The organism is Herminiimonas sp. GW821-FHT09C12 (assembly GCF_059416385.1).
This window is the reverse complement of record NZ_JBWKPC010000001.1, coordinates 487,844-507,300: the sequence shown is the minus strand read 5'-3', so window position 1 is coordinate 507,300 and position 19,457 is coordinate 487,844. Positions and strand designations below refer to the sequence as shown.

The window sequence follows — 19,457 nt, the reverse complement described above, 5'->3', positions numbered from 1 at the left end:
TTACTCCTTGCTCACTGCAGGTGTTGGACCGGCAGGTGCATAGTCATCTTTTCTATCGCCCGTTTCGGAAAAATTTCCGAACAAACGTATCGCGACAGGCAATATCAGCAGCGTAAAGATCGTACCAGTGATGACACCACCTACAATCACGCAGGCGAATGGACGTTGGGTTTCACTACCGATGCCACGTGAAAGAGCGGCAGGCAGCAAGCCCAGACCAGCCATCAGTGCGGTCATCAGAATCGGTCGCAGACGGACCACGGCGCCTTGCACAATCGCTTGTGTGATCTCTGCACCTTCGCGTACCCGCAGTATCACTTCCTCGACCATGATGACACCGTTCTGCACAGAAATACCCGCGACCGCAATGAAGCCAACCGCAGCAGATACTGACAAGTGCAAGTCGGACAGGCCGAGTGCCGCCAAGCCACCGATCAGTGTGAACGGCACCATGCCGAGTACCAGACTTGCCAGACGCATGGAGCGGAAAGCCCAGAACAACAGCGAGAAAATCAAAAGTACGGTCAATGGGATGATTACCATCAGACGCTTGGCCGCACGTTGTGAGTTTTCGAATTGACCACCCCAAGTCAAGTCGTAGCCTGGTGGCAGTTTCACTTGCTCGACTACAGCACGTTGCGCTTCCTCGACGAAGCTACCTTGGTCACGACCGAGCAGATTCATCTTCACAATCACACTACGCGAGCCAGCTTCACGCAAGATGCGCGACGCGCCTTGTTTGACTTCGATAGTGGCGACGTCGCTGAGGGCGATAGTGCCAGGGCCATTGCCGACTTGAGATCCAGGGATCGCGAGTTGCAGATTGCCGATGGCATCAACGCTGTTACGGTTCTTTTCACCTATACGTACGACGACATCGAAGCGTTTGTCTTCCTGGAAGAAACTGGTGACGGCGACGCCGGACATTGCTTGCGTTACCAGCGTGTTGACGTCACCAACCGTGATGCCGTAGCGCGCCAGACGCATGCGGTCCGGTGTGACGACGACTTCAGTTTGTCCACCTATGCGCGTGGCTTCAACGTCAGTAGCGCCGCGTATGCCTTGGACGACGTCGACAACTTGCGATGCTTTATTTTCCAGAATGTCGAGATTGTTGCCACTGATCTTGGCAACGATTTCACCGCGGAATCCTGACAGCGATTCTTCTACGTTATCTTGAATAACTTGCGAGAAATTGGTCGTGATGCCAGGGATAGATGCCAGATTTGCGGACATATTCGCAACCAGAGCATCCTTGTCAGCGAAGCGCCATGTCTTGCGTGGCTTGAGGTCGACCAGACTTTCCAGATTGTTAGGCCCTTTAGGATCGGAGCCATCGTCAGGGCGGCCAGCTTGCGTGATGATGTGCGCTACCTCGGGATAGGCGATGAGTTTGGCGCGTACCAAGCGCTCGACATCCTTGGTGGTTTCCAGCGAGGCGGAAGTGGGCAGCGTGATGGTCAGCCAGATGTTACCTTCGTCCAGCTTGGGCATGAATTCACTGCCGAGGCGCGGTGCCAGCAAAAATGCAATGACGACAGGAATGGCGGAAATCCATAGTGTCTTCTTCGCATGCGTCATCGTGTATTCCAGCGCACGCTGATAACGTTGTTGCAGCCAATCCAGCCACGGCTTATGTTTCTCAGCCAAGGTGCGTCTTTGCAGCACATACGACAGCAAGGTCGGCACCAGCGTAAATGTCAGCAATACCGCGCCGAGTAGTGCGAACGTAAGTGTCAGTGCTACCGGCGTGAAGATCTTTCCTTCTACGCGCTGGAAGGTAAAGATAGGCACGAAGGCCAGAATGATGATGGCCTTGGCAAACAGCACCGGATGCGACATATCCTTCATCGTGCGGTACAGAATGCTCAAGCGATGTGAGCGTGCATCGATGGGATTTGCATCATGCACAGACTTGACTGCCAGACGTACCATCAAAGCTTCAACGATCACAACGGCGCTATCGATGATGATGCCGAAGTCGACAGCACCCAGAGAGATCAAATTGGCAGATACACCGCGTGCATTCATCAGGATGAAGGCGAACAGCAGTGATAAGGGAATGACGGTGGCAACGATTAGTGCCGCAACCCAACTGGAGAGAAATATGACCAGGACGGCGATGACCAGCAAGGCACCGATGATCAGATTTTCTGCCACCGTGGTGACAGTGTGACGCACGAGTTCGGTACGGTCATAGATCGGAATGATCTTCGCACCTGCTGGCAACCTGGGTTGCAGTTGTTCGATGCGCTGCTTTAACTCGGCATTGATCTTGGATGGATTGCCACCCTTGGTCATCGAGACAATGCCTTCGACGATGCTGTCGCGGTGATCTGCGGCGACGATGCCGAAGCGTGGGCGCTCACCCTCGCGTACCGTTGCAATGTCACCTACAGTGATTGCTCGCCCTTGTCGTGCGGCGACGACTACTTTGCGTATATCTTCGGTACTGTTGAACAAACCTGCAGAACGCACAACCAGTGATGCATCACCTTGTCGCAGCAAGCCACCGCCAGCGCTACCGCTGCCATTGTTGACGGCCTGACTGAGTTGATCCAGCGTGATTTGGTACTTGCGCAGTGCGAGCGGATCAACCTCGATCTGGTATTCCTTGATTGCACCACCGAAGCTGACGACGTCGGCGACGCCTGGCGTCATGCGCAGAACCGGACGGATGGTCCAATCTTGCAGCGTGCGAATTTCAGTGTCTGATAATCCTGGAGCTTCAATGGTGTAACGATAGACCTCACCAACAGCAGTAGAGAGCGGCGCGAGTTCCGGTTGAACGCCGCTTGGCAACGTCACTGTCGCCAGTTTTTCTGTTACTTGCTGACGTGCGAAATAATTGTCTGTGTCCTCGGCAAACGTGAGGGTAACAATAGACAGGCCGGTCATGGTGACCGAGCGCACGTTAGTGAGTCGTGGAATGCCGGCCATCTCGCGCTCGATAGGCAAGGTGACAGCGCGCTCCATATCTTCCGGTGCTTGTCCGGGTAATTGCGAGATGACGCGTACTTGCACGTCTTGTACATCGGGGAAAGCTTCAATCGGCAAGTTCGATAATGCATAACCACCAAAACCGATTAATGCGCCAACCAGTACAAACACAAACATTCGCTGCGTCATCGCGAAGACGATGAGTCGATCAATCATGGCTATCGCTCGCGCTCATTTCTGCATCCAGCAATAACGCGCCTTTAACGACAACACGTTCTGCTCCTTGAAGTCCTTCGCCGACGTAGCTGATATCGCTACCTTGCGTCAGCAGCTTGACCTTGCGCCGTTGAAATTCTCCGGGCGCAGTTTGTACAAAGACGAAGGTATAGATGCCGCGAGTAACGATGGCGCTATTCGGTACAGGCACGCCGCTACCGCTGTCTTGCAGCACGGAGGCGCGTACGAACATTTCTGGCAGCAGTTTTGCGCCGGGATTGTCCAAGCGAGCGCGCACTGTGGCGCGGCGTGTATTTGGATCAACGGCTTGGCTCAGCTGTACGATCTTTGCGTTGAAGCGTTCGTTGGGATAGGCATCGCTCTCGACAGAAACGGTGCTGCCCAGCTTGATGCGTCCTAGTAATTTTTCTGGCAGATCTATCATCAGCCATAGACGTTTGGGATCTGTGACAACGAATAATGGGGAGGACATACCAGGGCTGACTTCCAACGCTGGCGTCGCAGTACGTTCTGTGACCACGCCGTTCATCGGACTAACGAGGCTGATGCGTTGGCCGCGTATGGCGAGTCCGTTTGGATTCAGATTCTTCAGACGCAGTTCGGCGCGTGCTGTTTCTGCTTTTGCCTGCGTATAGTCGGCTTGTGCACTTTCCAGATCTTTGAGTGCGATGGCTTCGCCTTGTGCCAAGTCTTTGGCGCGTTCGAGAACGGTGTGTTTGTGTTCTTCATCGGCGCGTGCCTTGCTGATATCAGCGTAGACAGTGCCGACATCGGGGGAGTCGATTTCTGCAAGTACTTGCCCAGCTTTTACGGCATCACCTGGTGCTGCTTTCAGCGCGACAATTCGTCCGGAAATGCTGACACCGATACGCGCAGTGACGTCATCGTCGTAGACGAGATGCGCACTTAATTGATCAGTTAATGGTACCGCTGAAGCTGGAATGCTTTGCGATTGCAGCATGACCAATTGCGGCGCGGTGCTTGAATAGCGCAAAGTGTCGCTTCCATTCTTGATGGCGGACACCGCTGCCTTGGCTTCTTGTACTTCCGGTGCTGGCAGCTGCAGTTCTTTGTCCTTGCTGTCGCAACCCGTCATGCCTACAACTAAACCTGCTCCCAATGCTGCCGCTATCGTTATTCTTCTAAACTGTTGCATGTCTCTTCATCCTTTGATTCGCGTGTGTACACGGTCTTTTGTTCTTTCTGTTTTTTGTAGGCAGAAAGACGCAGCGTATATGCAGTGAATCTTACGGGAGTGTCAGAAAAGCGGTATTACCATTCGGTAACGTGTTGGCGGGCGGAGACATCCGCCATTTCCAGAGAATCGGAGTTTGTTACGCAGGGTGGGGCGCTAGTGTCATACGGACAATGAGTCCTGGTGAGGCGTCGGAAAATTCAAGATTGCCACCATGCAGGCGTGCAATTGCCAGAACGCTGGCCAAGCCCAAGCCATAGCCTGGACGGCTGCGATCCAGACGGTAAAAATGGGTGCCAATACGTGACAATTCGGCTGCAGGGATGCCTATGCCATTGTCGCGTACGGTAATGGAAGTACCATGTGCGTCTTGTGCCGTTCGTACTTCCACAATGGCGGCTTCACCAGCATATTTCAGTGCATTGTCGACCAGGTTGGCGATCGCACTGGCAAGCAGGTCGCGGTCTCCGTTGGTTATCGGTTCAGCATCGAAAATGGCTGATAGATGTACGGATTTTTCTTCTGCGACCGGCTCATAAAATTCCAGCACATCGGCCACGACTTCGTTCAGTGAAACCGGTGTAAAAATCTGGCGTCGCGTGCCCGATTCGACTTCGGCTAGGTTCAGCAACTTGTCGAACATCACGCTCAATTCTTCAATTTCCTGCAAGGCGAACTGTAATGCTTCATCGCGCGCCTGTGCGCCCTCACGCTCGCTTTTCCGCAGGCGCAGCAGGATGCGGGTCATCGGTGTGCGCAAATTGTGTGCAATAGTGTTGGAGATATGACGTACGCCGTCCATCAGGCGTTGTTGCTGATCCAGCATGCTGTTGATGTCGCGGCTGAGGCGAGAAAATTCATCTTCTTGCTGAAAAATGGGAATACGTTGGCTCAGATCGCCTGCTTCGATGTGTGTCACTATCTGCTGTATCCCGCTCACGCGCCGTCTGAGTTCGCGGCGGAATAGCAGGGCACCAACGATGGACATCAGCAAGCCGATCAAACCTGCGATCAGGCTGGCGCGATCAAACAGCCGTTCGATTTCCAGTTGTTGATTGATATCACTGCCGACGACCAACTTGCTGTCGTCAGAGAGGCGCTGTATGTACATGCGGCCGATGGCTTCGTGGCCGTTACGCATGATACGTGCCTCTACCATGCCTTCCTTGTTCTTGTATTTATGCGGGATGGCAGGGATGTTGCCGATGACTTTTTCGCCATAGGGATTAACCAATAGGTAAATTTCTGTATCGGAATAGACCCCATCCCGCAAAATATCCTTGATTTGCTGCGCCAGGGCCGCTTCACCATGCTCGGAAAAAGTACTCTCTAGGCGATGGGAATTGGACGCAATGTGACGGTCGATGCGGCTTTGCAGAACATTGACGGTTTGCGTGTAGAAAATGGCAAGCAACACCAGCATGGAGAGCACCAGCAGCGCGCTATAGTTGAACGCCATGCGAAAGGCAACGGAGCCCCACAGCTTGAAGCCGTTTATTTTCATGAGGCCGATTTCGAGGTGTTTTTCTGCACAGCAGTCTCTTCGATGTTTTCCACCTGGGGATTGGCCGACATGATGTAGCCGAGATTGCGACGTGTGTGGATCAGCGGTACTGCAAATCCTTTATCGATCTTGTTGCGCAAACGGCTGATGTGGGCGTCGATCACATTGGTTTGCGGATCGAATTGATAATTCCATACGGCTTCCAGCAACATGGTGCGGGTCATGATCTGACCTTCGTGCGTCATCATGTAAACCAGTAAACGGAACTCTCGCGGTTGCAAGGTGAGCGGCTTTCCGCTGCGCTCTACGCTGCGGGTCAGTAGATTCACTTTCAGATCTGCCATGCGCAGTTCGCGTATGACGTCGCCGGGCTGCGTCCATCGGACCAAGGCTTCGACGCGTGCTGCCAGTTCAGAAAATGCAAAGGGTTTGGTCAGATAATCGTTGCATCCGGCTTGCAAGCCACGTACTCGCTCATCAATTGCGGACAATGCGCTCAAGATAAGAACGGGAGTGCGCTTCCCCATTTCACGTATGGTTGCCAGTATGGAAAGACCATCGACACCCTGCGGCAAGATGCGGTCAAGAATGATGACGTCCCACTGTTCGTTAATCGCGCGTGTAATGCCATCGGCGCCATCCGAACAGACGGTGGCATCGTAGCCTATCTCTTTCAAGCCTTTGGCGATGTAGCGCGCGTTATGTGTATCGTCTTCAATAATCAGACAGCGGTGCATCTGGTCTCCAAGCATGGTGCTTTGATTTGATTGTTCTTCGTAGACTGGATTCTACGATGGATAGGCCGAATTGTTGCGTCGACCAGAATGATGCGAGTTGTTTGAGTGTCGAGAAGGTAATAAAAAAGGCACCCGAAGGTGCCTTTTTCTGTCTTGCAGTTCAAACCAAGCAGGCTAGGCCTGCTGGGAATTAGAACTTGTGACGGATACCAACGTTGAAAATCGATGGATCCAAGCCTGTAGTAGCACCTGTGACTACGTTTGCATCGTTTGATGTTTTCGAGTAACCGGTGTACAGGTTTGTACGTTTCGACAGATCGTACGAGTACGAAATAGCGAATTTTTTCGTATCAGCATTTTGAACGCCGTTGGTTTTGTTGTCGTTGACCGAGTACGACGCGAAAATGGTGCCTGGACCGATTGGTGCACTTGCGCCAATCAGATAGTTACGATATTTGCCTTCTGCAGCACCAATCGTTGTTTCCAGTTTCGAATCTGCGAACGCGCCGTGCAGTTTAACTACGCCGAAATCATAAGTTGCACCGATGAATGTCAGCTTGTTTTTCGCTGCTTGTGTGAATGGAGCAACGATAGCAGAGCGGTCTTGGTTATGGTAAGCGAATTGGACATTCAATGGACCATTTGCGTAACCCAGTCCGAGGCCGTAGTTGCTGTTTGCACTTGTCGAACCAGCTGTTTCACCGAAGCCATAAGCAACGTTTGCTTTGAAGCCAGCGTACGAATTCGATGTGTATTTAACCGAATTGGAGATACGGCCGTAGTCACCATTCAATGCACCATTGAAGAAAACGTTGCTGATCGCGCCAACTGTGCCGCCGTCACCGAACGGATCGATTTGGTCGTATGCATCTTTGATTGCCGAAGTTTGGCGACCCAAGTTCACTGCACCGAAAGCACCGGACAAACCAACAGTCGCGAAACGGTTAAAGCCGCCAGCACCGTTTTGGGCGCCAACGTTAGGGCTGCCTGCGCCTGGCAGTGCTGTTGTCGGGGAGCCAAATGCCGAGCCAGTATCAGCTTGGATTGTGGATTCCAATTGGAAGTTGGCTTTCAAGCCATTGCCCAGATCTTCTGTACCTTTGAAACCGATACGGCTAGCCGATTGACCGCCGGAAGTGATGCCGTTGGTACGGGAGTTACCTGCTGCGCCGGTGTCGGTGCTGCTGAATCCCAAGTCAACGATACCGTAGACGGTAACGGACGATTGTGCCGATGCAGCACCTGCAAATGCGCCCAAAACGGCTAATGCCAGAAGCGATTTTTTCATTTAAATGTTCCTCAAATGTTGTTGTAAATATACGCACTCGCTAGGCAAGTGGTACATGAAGTCCTGCGGAGCTGCCTGTCTTGCCTAGTTCAGATGGCAAGACGACGATTGATTGAAACAAAATACGCTGACAGTGACAACCAAAATATCAAAAGCGCATGGGTGAAATGGCTTAAGTGACGTTTTTTCGCAACAAAGCGGTGCGCTTGTATCCCAAAATGAGGCGAAGATGATTTGTCTTGATGCATGAAAAATTATCTATTTTGCAATTTGTCTGTTGAGGTGTGATCGAGTGCTATATCTGTCTTGTTCGGATGGCTGCATCTGTGGATGTCATTGCTAAATTGATGTCTTATAGATGCGTGCCTTAAAACATATGGTTAATGCCGATGGAAATGCCGGTCTGCAGCGTTTTCTTGTCCGCTGTTAAAGAAGCAATGCCTCTCAACGACGCTTTATCGAATCCGGTGTAGATGTTGGTGTGTTTGGATAAGGCATAGGTTGCGCCGATGATCAGCAGATTGCGTCTGGCGATTTCGTTGCTTGTCGCTTCAAGCGTGGTTCTGTAATAACCGGCGGTGAGGCTGATAATGGGAGTGAAATCGTAGTTTGCGCCTAGCCATGTGTTTTTCGCGTGATTAGTGACGGCTGCTTTGGTTGTTGTTTCTAAATAACCGCCGGCAATGCGTAGCGCTCCGTCTTTATAGGCAGCGCCAAAGGTGATCTGGTCTTGATCTCGGTAATCAGGTGTGTTGCCGGAGGCGATATTTGGTTTCTGCAGGGTGTAGGCACCACCGACTGTGAAAGCTCCGGTTGTATAGGCTAAGCCCATCGCTTTGGCTGATGCGTTATTGCTGCTGCCGGCCACTTCGCCCATTACATACTCTGCGCTGGCCGTAAAGCCACCGAATTTGCCGAAATACTGGATCCCATTACTAAAGCGAGGACCATCGACTGTGCCAAATGGTCTAGTGACGTTGCCATCCATATTGCCCGCGACTGCGCCCGCTAGCGGAATAATCTGGACGTAGCGATACTGGAAGGGCTCGTACAAATAAACAACCTTGCAGGCAACGGACGGTTGGCGGCCAAAGTCTATGGAGCCAAATGGTCCGGCCAATCCCAGGGATGAAATGCGGTTGAAGAAACGATTGTCCTTGTTATCAAGCGCGCCGGTGCCGGTGTTGAAGCCTGTTTCGAAGTGGTAGTGGACATCCATGCCTCCGCCCAGATCCTCCCTGCCTTTAATCCCGATGCGATTGTTGTAATACTCGCCATTCGAGCCCATCTTCAAAGTGCCGCCACCGTTTTTTGTAGTGTTGGTAACATTGCGTATGCCTGCGTCTATCGTGCCGTAAATGTTGACCGTTGATTGATATGGCGCGTTGAAAGGCGTTTTGCGCGGCTGTTCGCTGTCGGTCTCGTCAGGCGTTTCCTTGAAAGTGCCGTAAATCGTCATGCTTGGTTCTGCGTAGGCAAGGCTGGTGAAACTGCTGGTAAGAGCAAGTGCAAAATGCAAGGTCTTCATTGATTCAGTGGGTTTCTAGAGTGTTATGTTGCGTGGGTTGGGATACGGTCACGCAATCAAATTTTGTTTTGTATAGCTTGTTCGCACTTTGATAAGTGCTTGTTTTTTATTGCGAATAATGGAAATTGGCATTCCATTAAGCTTGATTGAGCCAAGGCTAAGCTAATTCCGGGCTATATCTTTTTGATATACGTTAATATTTTACAAATGACACATTTGCTTCGTTCTGGCGTGTCGTTCGTATGCAACATTTTTGAGTTTTTGGATAGGTTACAAACGATATGGTTTTTTCTGATCGCTTGATTCAGCATTTTGATAGCGCTTTACGCGTGATGAGTGGTGTGTCGGTCGCCGAGCGGCCCAATCCTGCGGTGAAGATTGCAGAAGGTGAGTTGGACAGTGCGAAGCGGCGCCATAGTGCTGGCTTGATGCGGGTCAATCATGTGGGCGAAGTGTGCGCGCAAGCTTTGTATCAGGCGCAGGCACAATTTGCGCGTAGCGAAGCCATCAAGCAGCAATTTCTGCTAGCTGGTCGTGAGGAAGAGGATCATCTGGCGTGGACCGCAGAGAGATTGCGGGAGCTGGGATCCCGTCCTAGTTTATTGAATCCCTTGTGGTATGCCGGTGCTTATGCCTTGGGCGCGGTTGCCGCGACCTTGGGCGACGCGCGCAGCCTTGGATTTGTCGTTGAAACCGAACGCCAGGTCGAGGCGCATCTTAATCAGCATCTGGATAGCTTGCCGCCACAGGATGCCAAATCGCTGGCTATCGTCGCGCAGATGAGCGCAGATGAGGCAGCGCATGGTGCAGCAGCGCAAGCGTTGGGGGCGCAAACAGTCTCGCCTTGGGCGCAGAAAGGCATGCAAGCCATGTCGAAAGTCATGACGAGCACGGCTTACTATCTGTAATGCTTTATATATAGTTGGATTTGATGTCGGCCGTGATTGTGCGGCCACGCAGGAAGAGGATGATTCTCTTCCTGTCGCTTTATCGAGGTGATGTCAAAAAGTTAGGCTACTACAGGTGCTGCGTCGTCCACGATCTCGAAAGAGTGGGTAATTTCTGCGGTCTTTTCCATCATGATGGACGCTGAGCAGTATTTGTCGTGTGACAACTTGATCGCACGCTCCACCACGTTGGCCTTCAGGTTGCGGCCAGTAACGGTGAAGTGGAAGTGCACTTTGGTAAATACTTTAGGATCGGTTTCCGCACGTTCCGATTTAAGTGTGACTTCGCAGCCGCATACGTCCTGACCGCTTTTGCGCAGAATGACGACCACGTCGTAAGCGGTGCAGCCGCCGGTGCCGAGCAGAACAACTTCCATCGGGCGCGGTGCCAGATTGCGGCCACCACCTTCAGGCGCGCCATCCATCGCGACGACATGGCCGGAGCCGGTTTCAGCTAAAAAAGTCATGCCGGACAAGCCGGTCCAACGTACTGTGCATTCCATGGTGTTCTCGTAAAGTTGCAGGTTGATTTTGTGACATTGTAACTGCTCGGGACTAATTGAATAAGCACGAAAATTGTCGGATGCGCCTCGATCAGATGACTTTTCGCCATCAATTGGGCTGGATCACAACGGTTTTTCGTGTAAATCACCACTTCAATCTGATTAAATTTGACGCTAAGTCCTTGAAAAGACTATAATCTGCGGTTCTTTCGTTTGCTCAGGAAGAGATAACAAGGCCGAGTACGCGGGCAGTATCAAGGAAGTCGAAGCCGCGTAACCACCATTTGAGCGATTTATTTAATTAGGAAGTCATCATGAAAACCTTCTCCGCTAAAGGACACGAAGTCCAGCGCGATTGGTTCGTGATTGACGCGACGGACAAAGTCCTCGGACGTGTTGCCAGCGAAGTGGCACTCCGACTGCGCGGCAAACACAAACCGGAATTTACTCCTCACGTCGATACAGGCGACTTCATTGTCGTCGTCAACGCAGGCAAACTGCGCGTGACCGGTACCAAAGCAACAGAAAAAACATACTATCGCCACACTGGTTACCCAGGCGGTATCTATGAAACGAACTTCAAGAAAATGCAAGAGCGTTTTCCAGGTCGTGCGCTTGAGAAAGCGGTCAAGGGCATGTTGCCTAAAGGCCCACTCGGCTACGCGATGATCAAGAAGCTCAAAGTGTACGCTGAGGCAACTCATCCGCACGCTGCGCAGCAACCTAAAGCACTTGAACTCTAAGGAATAGACATGATCGGTAACTACAATTACGGAACCGGCCGTCGCAAGAGTGCAGTGGCTCGCGTCTTCATCAAATCCGGCTCCGGCCAAATCGTCGTCAACGGCAAGCCAGCGAATGAATATTTTTCGCGCGAAACCGGGTTGATGGTGATTCGTCAGCCTTTGGAATTGACCAACAATGTTGAAACATTCGACATCATGGTTAACGTCAACGGTGGCGGTGAATCCGGCCAAGCGGGCGCTGTGCGTCACGGCATTACCCGTGCTCTGATCGACTACGATGCAACCTTGAAACCAGAACTGTCGAAAGCCGGTTTTGTTACTCGCGATGCACGTGAAGTTGAACGTAAAAAAGTCGGCCTGCGTAAAGCACGTCGCGCAAAACAGTTCTCCAAGCGTTAATCAGCGTTTTCAGAGCATCGAAAAGCCGCCCGGTTTACGCCTGGCGGCTTTTTTTATCTGGAGCCTCTGTTTGTAAAGTACGCGTGAGTGCAAACGTTTGTGCTCTATCGCCTGTTAAAATAAAACGAAGTACATTTTGCTAGGAATAAACATGATTAAGGTTGGCATCGTCGGCGGCACCGGTTATACAGGCGTGGAATTATTACGCTTGTTGGCAACGCACCCGGAGGTTGAACTCACCGCTATTACTTCGCGTAAGGAAGATGGTTTGCCAGTGGCAGATATGTTCCCTTCATTGCGTGGGCGCGTGAATCTGGCTTTTTCGTCTCCAGAAAAAGCCAAGCTGACTGAATGTGATGTCGTCTTTTTTGCTACGCCGCACGGTGTGGCGATGGCGCAAGCGCCAGAATTGCTGGCGGCTGGTGTCAAGGTCATTGATCTGGCAGCGGACTTCCGTTTGCAGGATATTGCTGCATTTGAGAAATGGTACAAAATCCCGCATACCTGCCCTGAGTTACTGAAAGAAGCGGCTTACGGCTTGGTTGAATTGAATCGCGATGCAATCCGCAAGGCGCGCATCGTCGGCAATCCAGGTTGCTACCCAACTACGATGCAGCTCGGCCTCGCACCATTGTTGCAGGCAGGCGTCATTGATGCTTCGCATCTGATTGCTGACTGTAAATCCGGTGTTTCCGGTGCTGGTCGCAAGGCGGAAGTGGCGACGCTGTTCTCGGAGGCTGGCGACAACTTCAAAGCCTACGGCGTATCTGGTCATCGTCATTCGCCAGAAACGCTGGAACGTTTGCGTTTGCTGACCAAGGAAAAGGTTGGCTTGTTGTTCACGCCACATCTGGTACCTATGATCCGCGGCATGCATTCGACCTTGTATGCGCGTTTGACCAAGGATATCGATAACGCAGCGCTGCAGGCTCTGTTTGAAAAAGCTTACGGCAATGAGCCATTCATCGATGTGATGCCATTTGGATCGCATCCGGAAACACGCTCTACGCGCGCGTCGAATATGTTGCGTATCGCGCTGCATCGTCCGGATGACGGCGATACCGTGGTCGTGCTGGTGGTGCAGGACAATCTGGTCAAAGGTGCGTCCGGCCAGGCAGTGCAATGTATGAATCTCATGTTCGGTTTGGATGAGACCGCAGGTTTGATGCATATTCCGGTTCTGCCGTAATGATGTGTATCTGATTCATGAGCAAGCCCAAACCGGTTTTCAAATCCCTGCAGCGCAAGCTATGGCTGCGTCGCTGGTCGATTTCGGCGCCACGGATGACGATCAAAAATCATCTGCCGTGGCCGCTGCGCGCGGTATTCATTGCGATTGTGGTGGGTTTGGGCGGTGCAATGGCAATGTGGGCCTACGATCTGGGGCGCAGCTTTACCGGTTTCAAGCCTGCTGTAACATCGGCTCAATTGGTCGAAGTGCAGGAACAACTCAAGCTGGTTAGTGCCGAGCGGGATAAGTTTCAAACGACGGTGAATGCGGCAGAAAGCCAGCTGAATATAGAGCAATCTCTGCAGGCGCAATTATCGCGTCAGATTAAAACGCTGGAATCCGAGAACACCAAGCTGAAGGAAGATCTTTCTTTCTTTGAAAGCTTGTTGCCTACCGACACCGGTGCGCAAGGCATTACCATTCGACGTTTGAAGATCGAAATGGTAGAGCCGACGCAACTGCGTTACCGTTTGTTAATCATGCAAGGCGGCAAAGTCGCGCATGATTTCATAGGGAATTATCAGCTCGTTGTGACACTAATGCAGGGTGGCAAAAGTGCTATCATGACTTTACCTAAATCGGACGAGCTGGAGAAATTCAAGCTTTCGTTCAAGCATTATCAGCGCATTGAAGGCATGTTTACCGTACCGGAAGGCGCTATCGTCAAATCCGTCCAGATCAAGATTCTGGAAAAAGGTGCCTTGCGCGCGCAACAGTCTGCAAATTTGTAAAGGAGCGTCATCATGTTTGGCCGTAAAACCAAAAGTACGATAGATAGCCTGATTGGCGCCTCAACGATTATTACCGGCAATGTGCACTTCAAAGGTGGCTTGCGTATAGATGGATGTGTGAAGGGCGACGTGATCGCCGAAGCGGATGAAATCAGCATGTTGGTGATTTCCGAGCATGCACGGGTCGAAGGTGAAGTGCGTGTTGCGCATTTACTTGTCAATGGTGAAATTGTCGGTCCGGTATTTTCGTCAGAATTGCTTGAATTGCAGCCGCGCGCCCGCATAACTGGGGATGTAAACTACAAAGCACTGGAAATGCACGGCGGTGCCGTCGTTTCCGGCAAGCTGACGCACGAGGTCGATGAACCGATTTTGAAGCTGGCCGTACCTATACTTGCCGCGAATAATACGTAAAGCGCGGCTAAGGTCTATAATGAACTACCGTTTTCCAGCAGGAGCCTGAAATGAATGCAGTTGCCGAAATGCCATCCCCTATCTTATTCAGTGACAGCGCTGCGATGAAAGTCGCGGAATTGATCGAAGAAGAAGGTAATCCAGATCTGAAATTGCGCGTGTTTGTGCAGGGCGGCGGTTGCTCCGGCTTCCAGTACGGTTTCACGTTTGATGAAATCGTTAATGAAGACGACACCACCATGACCAAGAACGGCGTGCAGCTGTTGATCGATTCAATGAGCTACCAGTATCTGGTCGGCGCTGAGATCGATTACAAGGATGACCTCGAAGGTGCGCAATTCGTGATCAAGAATCCGAATGCAACCACCACTTGCGGTTGCGGTTCTTCGTTCTCGGCTTAATATCACTGACGACGTAGTTCGATTCCTGATGTAAAAAAGCGCAGAAGATTCTGCGCTTTTTTTATGTCCTTAAACTTTGCGTGTTCAGGCCGGATACAGCGCACCTAAAATCCGCAAGCCACGCGCGCCAGTGACTGACGGTAGGTTACCTGGTTCACGCACATGGAAGCGTTGTGCCAGCCATGCAAATGCCAGAGCCTCAACCTGATTGGGCGCAACGCCCAAGGCTTCCGTCGACTCTACTCTGATAGCTGGATGATGCAATTTCAACGCATAGTGAATGAGCGTCAATAAATAGCTGTTGTAAGCGCCTCCACCACAGATATAAACCGCCTGGGTTTGTGACGCATACCGCACAATCGCATCGCTCAGTGTCGTGGCGGTAAAGATGGCCAGAGTTGCTTGTACATCAGCACTTGCCAAGCCCGGGAAGTTCTCCAGCTTTTGCGCCAGCCATGCAGGATGAAATAAATCGCGTCCAGTACTCTTGGGTGGCGGTGCGTCGAAGAAGGGCTCGTCGCGCAATTCTTTCAGCAGTTCAGCATTTACCTTACCGGTCTTTGCCCATGCACCATCAGCGTCGTATGCCTGCCCGTTATGCTGCGCTATCCACGCATCCATCAATACATTGCCAGGGCCGGTATCAAAGCCGATCACAGGCGCATTGCTATTGGATGGCAGCACACTGATATTGGCGATGCCACCGATATTCACGACGACGCGGTTTTCATTTGATGCACTGAATAGTGCGCGATGGAAGGCTGGTACCAAAGGCGCGCCTTGGCCACCAGCCGCAATGTCGCGGCTGCGCAAGTCGGCGATAACGTCGATGCCAGTCAGTTCTGCCAGCAAGGCCGGGTTATTGATTTGCCGCGTGTAACCGGATTCGGGTCTATGACGGATGGTTTGTCCGTGTACGCCTATGGCCGTGATGCGCTCGGCTGCGATATGCGCTTCTTGCAAAAGAGCGGCAACACACTCCGCATAATATTTAACCAGTGCATTGGCTGCGACCGCCTCACGATGAATTTCATCCGGTTCTGCAGTTTGCAGCGCCATCAAATCGGCACGCAATGCATCGGGGAAGGGCACGTAGGCGGCTGCTAAGGTTTGACGTAATACACCGTCATCGGAAAACGACGCCAGGATGCCATCGACACCGTCGAGACTGGTGCCGGACATCAAGCCGATGAAAAGGGATGCGTTTGAATTGGGAGTAGACATAAAAAAAACCGTTTGTCAGAGTAGAGATGATTTTAAGTCACTCTACGCTAGGCAAGCGGTTTTTTGCTACTAGGTCAGCTAATGATTAGCTGACTCGAATGATTCGGATTACTTTAATGCCAATCTGGAATTGCTGTTTTCCGGTGTCAGCAAGGCGAAGCGATGCGACATGTCGGCAGCGACAGCGCGGAATTTTTGCATCTGTGCTGCAGCCAAAGGTTGCGCATTTGGAATGTCAACCGACAGAGGATCACGTGCTTCGTTGTTGACGCGGAACTCGTAATGCAAATGTGGTCCGGTTGACCAGCCAGTCATGCCGACGTAACCAATCACCTGGCCTTGGCTGACTTTCGTGCCCTTGCGCAGATTGGTAGCAAAGCGGCTCATGTGCGCATAAGCGGTGGAATATTTTGACCAATGTTTGATAACGACCACATTACCGTAACCGCGTTGCACGCCGGCAAAATCGATTACGCCATCGCCGGATGCGCGGATCGGTGTACCGATTGCAGCTGCGAAGTCGACGCCTTTATGTGCTTTCCACAAACCGGAAATCGGATGCTTGCGTACCGAGAAACCGGATGAAATACGCGAGAATTCAAGCGGCGATTTCAGGAAGGCCTTCTTTAACGATTTGCCGTCGAAGCCGTAGTAGCCGCCGCTTTGTGCAACGCTAGGATCTTCAAACCAGACTGATTGATAAGTCGCCGGGCCGTTCATGAATTCGCCTGCGAGCACGCGACCGGCGTAGACGTATTCACCGTTTTGCCAGAATGTTTCGTACACCACATTGAAGCGATCACCACGACGCAGGTCGGAACCGAAGTCGATGTTGGTAGAGAACATGTCGACGATTTGCGAAGCAACGTTGTCTGGAATTTGTGCGGCATCGGTTGCGGCGAACAGCGATGATTTGATTTCACCGGAACGCATTTCTATGCGTCGTTCCATTGCGATAGGTGTTTCTGTCGCCTTGAAACCATTGCCTTCGCGTTTGATGACGAGATTCTTCAGATTGCCGGCACCGCTGCCAACTGTGCTGCTGAGCCAGTTCAGATCGCCTTCTTCGGTGGTTTGTGCCTGTACGCGCTTGCCGGCTTTCAGTTGCATCACGTTGCGTGCAATCGCATCGGATTTGATGAAGGCGGTAGCGTCGGCATCTTCCACGCCAAGGCGGTCGAGCAGAGTGGCGAGCGTGTCGCCGGAGCGTACGCGTTCTTCGCTGATGTAATTTTGCTGGAGGTCGTCGAGCGCGGCGATCTGGTCGGCCAGATGCGGCAGCTTCAATTCCTGCGTGATGGATTTAACCGGGATATCATCCGCATCGGGGGCCATAGGCGCCACACCTGCGGCACCAAACGCACACACCGCCAATAACAGCGCGGAGGCTGAAACGATACGAGTTTTGCGAGATGATCCGAGTAGTAGTTTTTTGCTAGCTGAGCTTGCGTTAAGTAATTTATTTAATGTGAACATGCAATAAGTTAAAATCTGCCGCTTGTTCGGTATCTATTTCTTGTGCTTTTATTAGTTGATTGAACGGCAAGGTTAGAGTAGCTGGAATTTAATTTAAAAAGCATTGTACCGAGTTCTGTTTTTCTTACCCCCTTTTATTACAATTTATTTCCCGATATGGACGTTTCTTCTAGCAGCAAAGCGGTGCAATTGCCTCTCTCCGACGCAGTTCAAGAGGCTATGACGGTCGCTAAGCGCGGCGTTGAAGAATTGTTAATCGAATCAGAGTTCGCGCAGAAGCTGGCGCGGTCTGAACAAACTGGCAAGCCTTTGCGCATCAAGCTCGGCTTGGACCCAACTGCACCAGATTTGCACTTGGGCCACACAGTCGTACTCAACAAGATGCGTCAGTTGCAAGATCTAGGCCATCAAGTCATTTTCCTGATCGGCGACTTCACGTCGATGATCGGCGATCCGTCGGGCCGCAACATTACGCGTCCACCATTGACGAAAGAGCAAATCGCAGAGAACGCGAAGACTTACTTTGCGCAAGCCAGTCTGGTGCTGGATCCGGTCAAGACTGAGATCCGCTATAACTCGGAATGGTGCGATCCGCTGGGTGCACGCGGCATGATCGAGCTGTCGGCCAAGTACACGGTGGCGCGCATTTTGGAGCGTGAAGACTTCACCAAACGTTTCCATTCGAATACGCCTATCTCCTTGCATGAATTCCTGTATCCACTGATGCAGGGTTATGACTCGGTGGCGTTGAAGTCGGATCTGGAGTTGGGCGGCACTGATCAAAAATTCAATTTGCTAGTCGGACGTGAGTTGCAAAAGAGCTATGGCCAGGAGCAGCAATGTATCTTGACCATGCCTTTGCTTGAGGGTTTAGACGGCGTTGAAAAGATGTCGAAATCCAAAGGCAATTACATCGGCATCACCGAGCCGGGCAACACCATGTTCGCCAAGCTGATGAGTATTTCCGATGTGATGATGTGGCGTTACTACGAATTGTTGTCTTTCCGTTCACTGAGCGAAATCGCTCAGTTCAAGCAAGAAGTCGAAGGCGGCCGCAATCCGCGCGACATCAAAGTCTTGCTGGCGCAGGAAATCGTCGCACGCTTCCATTCGGTGCAAGCTGCAGAAGATGCGCTGACTGATTTCGTCAATCGCTCCAAAGGCGGTATCCCTGACGATATTCCGGAAGTTGCATTGAGTGGCGCACCTTTGGGCATTGGACAATTGCTGAAGCAAGCTAATCTGTGTGCATCCACTTCGGAAGCGCTGCGCATGGTTGAGCAAGGCGGCGTGCGTATTGACGGCACCGTCATCAGCGACAAGGGCTTGAAGGTTGAGGCTGGAACGCTGGTAGTGCAAGTCGGTAAGCGCAAGTTCGCTCGTGTGACTTTGGCTTGATTGGATATTCGTGCGTAGTTCGTTTGCTGGTGCATTGCTAATGCGCGGGAGTACAACATGATTGCCTTGTTGCAACGTGTGGCGCATGCCAGCGTAGTAGTAAGCGGCGCAACGGTGGGCGCGATCAATGCCGGCTTGATGGTGTTGTTGTGTGCTGAACGCGGCGATACAGAAAAAGAAGCTGATGCCTTGTTGGGCAAGCTCTTGTCGTACAGGGTGTTCTCCGATGATGCCGGCAAGATGAATCGCAGCGTGACTGATACGGCGGGCGGTGTGTTGCTGGTGCCGCAATTTACGCTGGCGGCAGATACACGCTCTGGTACACGACCATCTTTTACGCCGGCAGCGGCACCGGATGTGGCACGTGCATTGTTTGATTATTTTGTGGCGCAAGCGCGTACTAAACATGCGGATATCGCCACCGGACAATTTGGTGCCGACATGCAGGTTTCATTAACGAATGATGGGCCGGTGACATTCTGGTTGCAGGTTAAACCGACAGTTTGAATATCGATGCGGCACGATTTGCGTAGCGCCGTTAAAATGTTTTCACTTATT

The 19,457-nt window shown here is 51.8% G+C and carries 18 protein-coding genes; 9 read left to right on the top strand and 9 right to left on the bottom strand.

Annotation, left to right across the window (positions count from 1 at the left end; all coding sequences use genetic code 11):
* The 6 genes from AC07N2_RS02375 to AC07N2_RS02350 form a co-directional block, all read right to left on the bottom strand.
* Positions 1 to 3,156, bottom strand: coding sequence for an efflux RND transporter permease subunit (locus AC07N2_RS02375; protein ID WP_494776836.1), 3,156 nt, complete (start codon positions 3,154 to 3,156; stop codon positions 1 to 3).
* Entirely contained in the window at positions 3,149 to 4,333 is a 1,185-nt protein-coding gene (locus AC07N2_RS02370; protein WP_494776835.1) for an efflux RND transporter periplasmic adaptor subunit, read from the bottom strand. The genes AC07N2_RS02375 and AC07N2_RS02370 overlap by 8 nt, the downstream gene beginning before the upstream one ends.
* A gap of 178 nt (positions 4,334 to 4,511) precedes the next feature.
* Positions 4,512 to 5,876 carry a sensor histidine kinase gene (locus tag AC07N2_RS02365; protein ID WP_494776834.1) on the bottom strand — a complete coding sequence of 455 codons (1,365 nt, stop codon included), beginning with the start codon at positions 5,874 to 5,876 and terminating at the stop codon, positions 4,512 to 4,514.
* A complete protein-coding gene (locus tag AC07N2_RS02360) occupies positions 5,873 to 6,613 on the bottom strand; it encodes a response regulator transcription factor (RefSeq protein ID WP_494776833.1) in 741 nt (246 codons plus the stop codon). The genes AC07N2_RS02365 and AC07N2_RS02360 overlap by 4 nt, the downstream gene beginning before the upstream one ends.
* A 190-nt stretch (positions 6,614 to 6,803) precedes the next feature.
* Positions 6,804 to 7,901 carry a porin gene (locus tag AC07N2_RS02355; protein ID WP_494776832.1) on the bottom strand — a complete coding sequence of 366 codons (1,098 nt, stop codon included), beginning with the start codon at positions 7,899 to 7,901 and terminating at the stop codon, positions 6,804 to 6,806.
* A gap of 367 nt (positions 7,902 to 8,268) precedes the next feature.
* Positions 8,269 to 9,429 carry a porin gene (locus AC07N2_RS02350; RefSeq protein WP_494776831.1) on the bottom strand — a complete coding sequence of 387 codons (1,161 nt, stop codon included), beginning with the start codon at positions 9,427 to 9,429 and terminating at the stop codon, positions 8,269 to 8,271.
* Between the two features lie 281 nt (positions 9,430 to 9,710).
* On the opposite strand from AC07N2_RS02350, the gene coq7 reads away from it, so the two are divergent.
* Complete coding sequence (coq7, locus tag AC07N2_RS02345; RefSeq protein ID WP_494776830.1) at positions 9,711 to 10,337, top strand: 2-polyprenyl-3-methyl-6-methoxy-1,4-benzoquinone monooxygenase; 627 nt, start codon at positions 9,711 to 9,713, stop codon at positions 10,335 to 10,337.
* A 101-nt stretch (positions 10,338 to 10,438) separates the two neighbouring features.
* Here coq7 and AC07N2_RS02340 read toward each other — a convergent pair whose 3' ends face one another.
* Positions 10,439 to 10,879, bottom strand: a complete 441-nt coding sequence (locus AC07N2_RS02340; RefSeq protein ID WP_494776829.1) for an OsmC family protein — start codon at positions 10,877 to 10,879, stop codon at positions 10,439 to 10,441.
* A 314-nt stretch (positions 10,880 to 11,193) separates the two neighbouring features.
* Between AC07N2_RS02340 and rplM the strand changes: the two genes are divergently transcribed.
* The 6 genes from rplM (at position 11,194) to erpA (ending at position 14,801) form a co-directional block, all read left to right on the top strand.
* The gene (rplM, locus tag AC07N2_RS02335; RefSeq protein ID WP_076592506.1) at positions 11,194 to 11,622 is read left to right on the top strand and encodes a 50S ribosomal protein L13; all 429 of its coding nucleotides are present in this window, start codon (positions 11,194 to 11,196) and stop codon (positions 11,620 to 11,622) included.
* 9 nt (positions 11,623 to 11,631) lie between these two features.
* Positions 11,632 to 12,024: a 30S ribosomal protein S9 gene (gene rpsI / locus AC07N2_RS02330; RefSeq protein ID WP_011869816.1), complete on the top strand. Its 393-nt coding sequence runs from the start codon at positions 11,632 to 11,634 to the stop codon at positions 12,022 to 12,024.
* A 151-nt stretch (positions 12,025 to 12,175) separates the two neighbouring features.
* Positions 12,176 to 13,213 (top strand): N-acetyl-gamma-glutamyl-phosphate reductase, encoded by a 1,038-nt coding sequence (gene argC, locus AC07N2_RS02325; RefSeq protein ID WP_494776828.1) that lies wholly within the window; start codon positions 12,176 to 12,178, stop codon positions 13,211 to 13,213.
* Between the two features lie 17 nt (positions 13,214 to 13,230).
* Positions 13,231 to 13,986 (top strand): DUF6776 family protein, encoded by a 756-nt coding sequence (locus tag AC07N2_RS02320; protein WP_494776827.1) that lies wholly within the window; start codon positions 13,231 to 13,233, stop codon positions 13,984 to 13,986.
* Positions 13,987 to 13,998: 12 nt separating this feature from the next.
* Positions 13,999 to 14,400 carry a bactofilin family protein gene (locus tag AC07N2_RS02315; protein WP_076592503.1) on the top strand — a complete coding sequence of 134 codons (402 nt, stop codon included), beginning with the start codon at positions 13,999 to 14,001 and terminating at the stop codon, positions 14,398 to 14,400.
* A 50-nt stretch (positions 14,401 to 14,450) separates the two neighbouring features.
* A complete protein-coding gene (gene erpA / locus AC07N2_RS02310; protein ID WP_076592502.1) occupies positions 14,451 to 14,801 on the top strand; it encodes an iron-sulfur cluster insertion protein ErpA in 351 nt (116 codons plus the stop codon).
* Positions 14,802 to 14,885: 84 nt separating this feature from the next.
* On the opposite strand, the gene AC07N2_RS02305 is transcribed toward erpA, so the two are convergent.
* On the bottom strand, positions 14,886 to 16,025 hold the full coding sequence (locus AC07N2_RS02305; RefSeq protein ID WP_494776826.1) for an anhydro-N-acetylmuramic acid kinase: 1,140 nt from the start codon (positions 16,023 to 16,025) through the stop codon (positions 14,886 to 14,888).
* Between the two features lie 108 nt (positions 16,026 to 16,133).
* Positions 16,134 to 17,501, bottom strand: coding sequence for a M23 family metallopeptidase (locus AC07N2_RS02300; RefSeq protein WP_494776825.1), 1,368 nt, complete (start codon positions 17,499 to 17,501; stop codon positions 16,134 to 16,136).
* Between the two features lie 156 nt (positions 17,502 to 17,657).
* Between AC07N2_RS02300 and tyrS the strand changes: the two genes are divergently transcribed.
* Both tyrS and dtd read left to right on the top strand, forming a co-directional pair.
* Positions 17,658 to 18,899: a tyrosine--tRNA ligase gene (gene tyrS / locus AC07N2_RS02295; protein ID WP_494776824.1), complete on the top strand. Its 1,242-nt coding sequence runs from the start codon at positions 17,658 to 17,660 to the stop codon at positions 18,897 to 18,899.
* 57 nt (positions 18,900 to 18,956) lie between these two features.
* The gene (dtd, locus tag AC07N2_RS02290; RefSeq protein ID WP_494776823.1) at positions 18,957 to 19,406 is read left to right on the top strand and encodes a D-aminoacyl-tRNA deacylase; all 450 of its coding nucleotides are present in this window, start codon (positions 18,957 to 18,959) and stop codon (positions 19,404 to 19,406) included.
* Positions 19,407 to 19,457 lie beyond the last annotated feature (51 nt).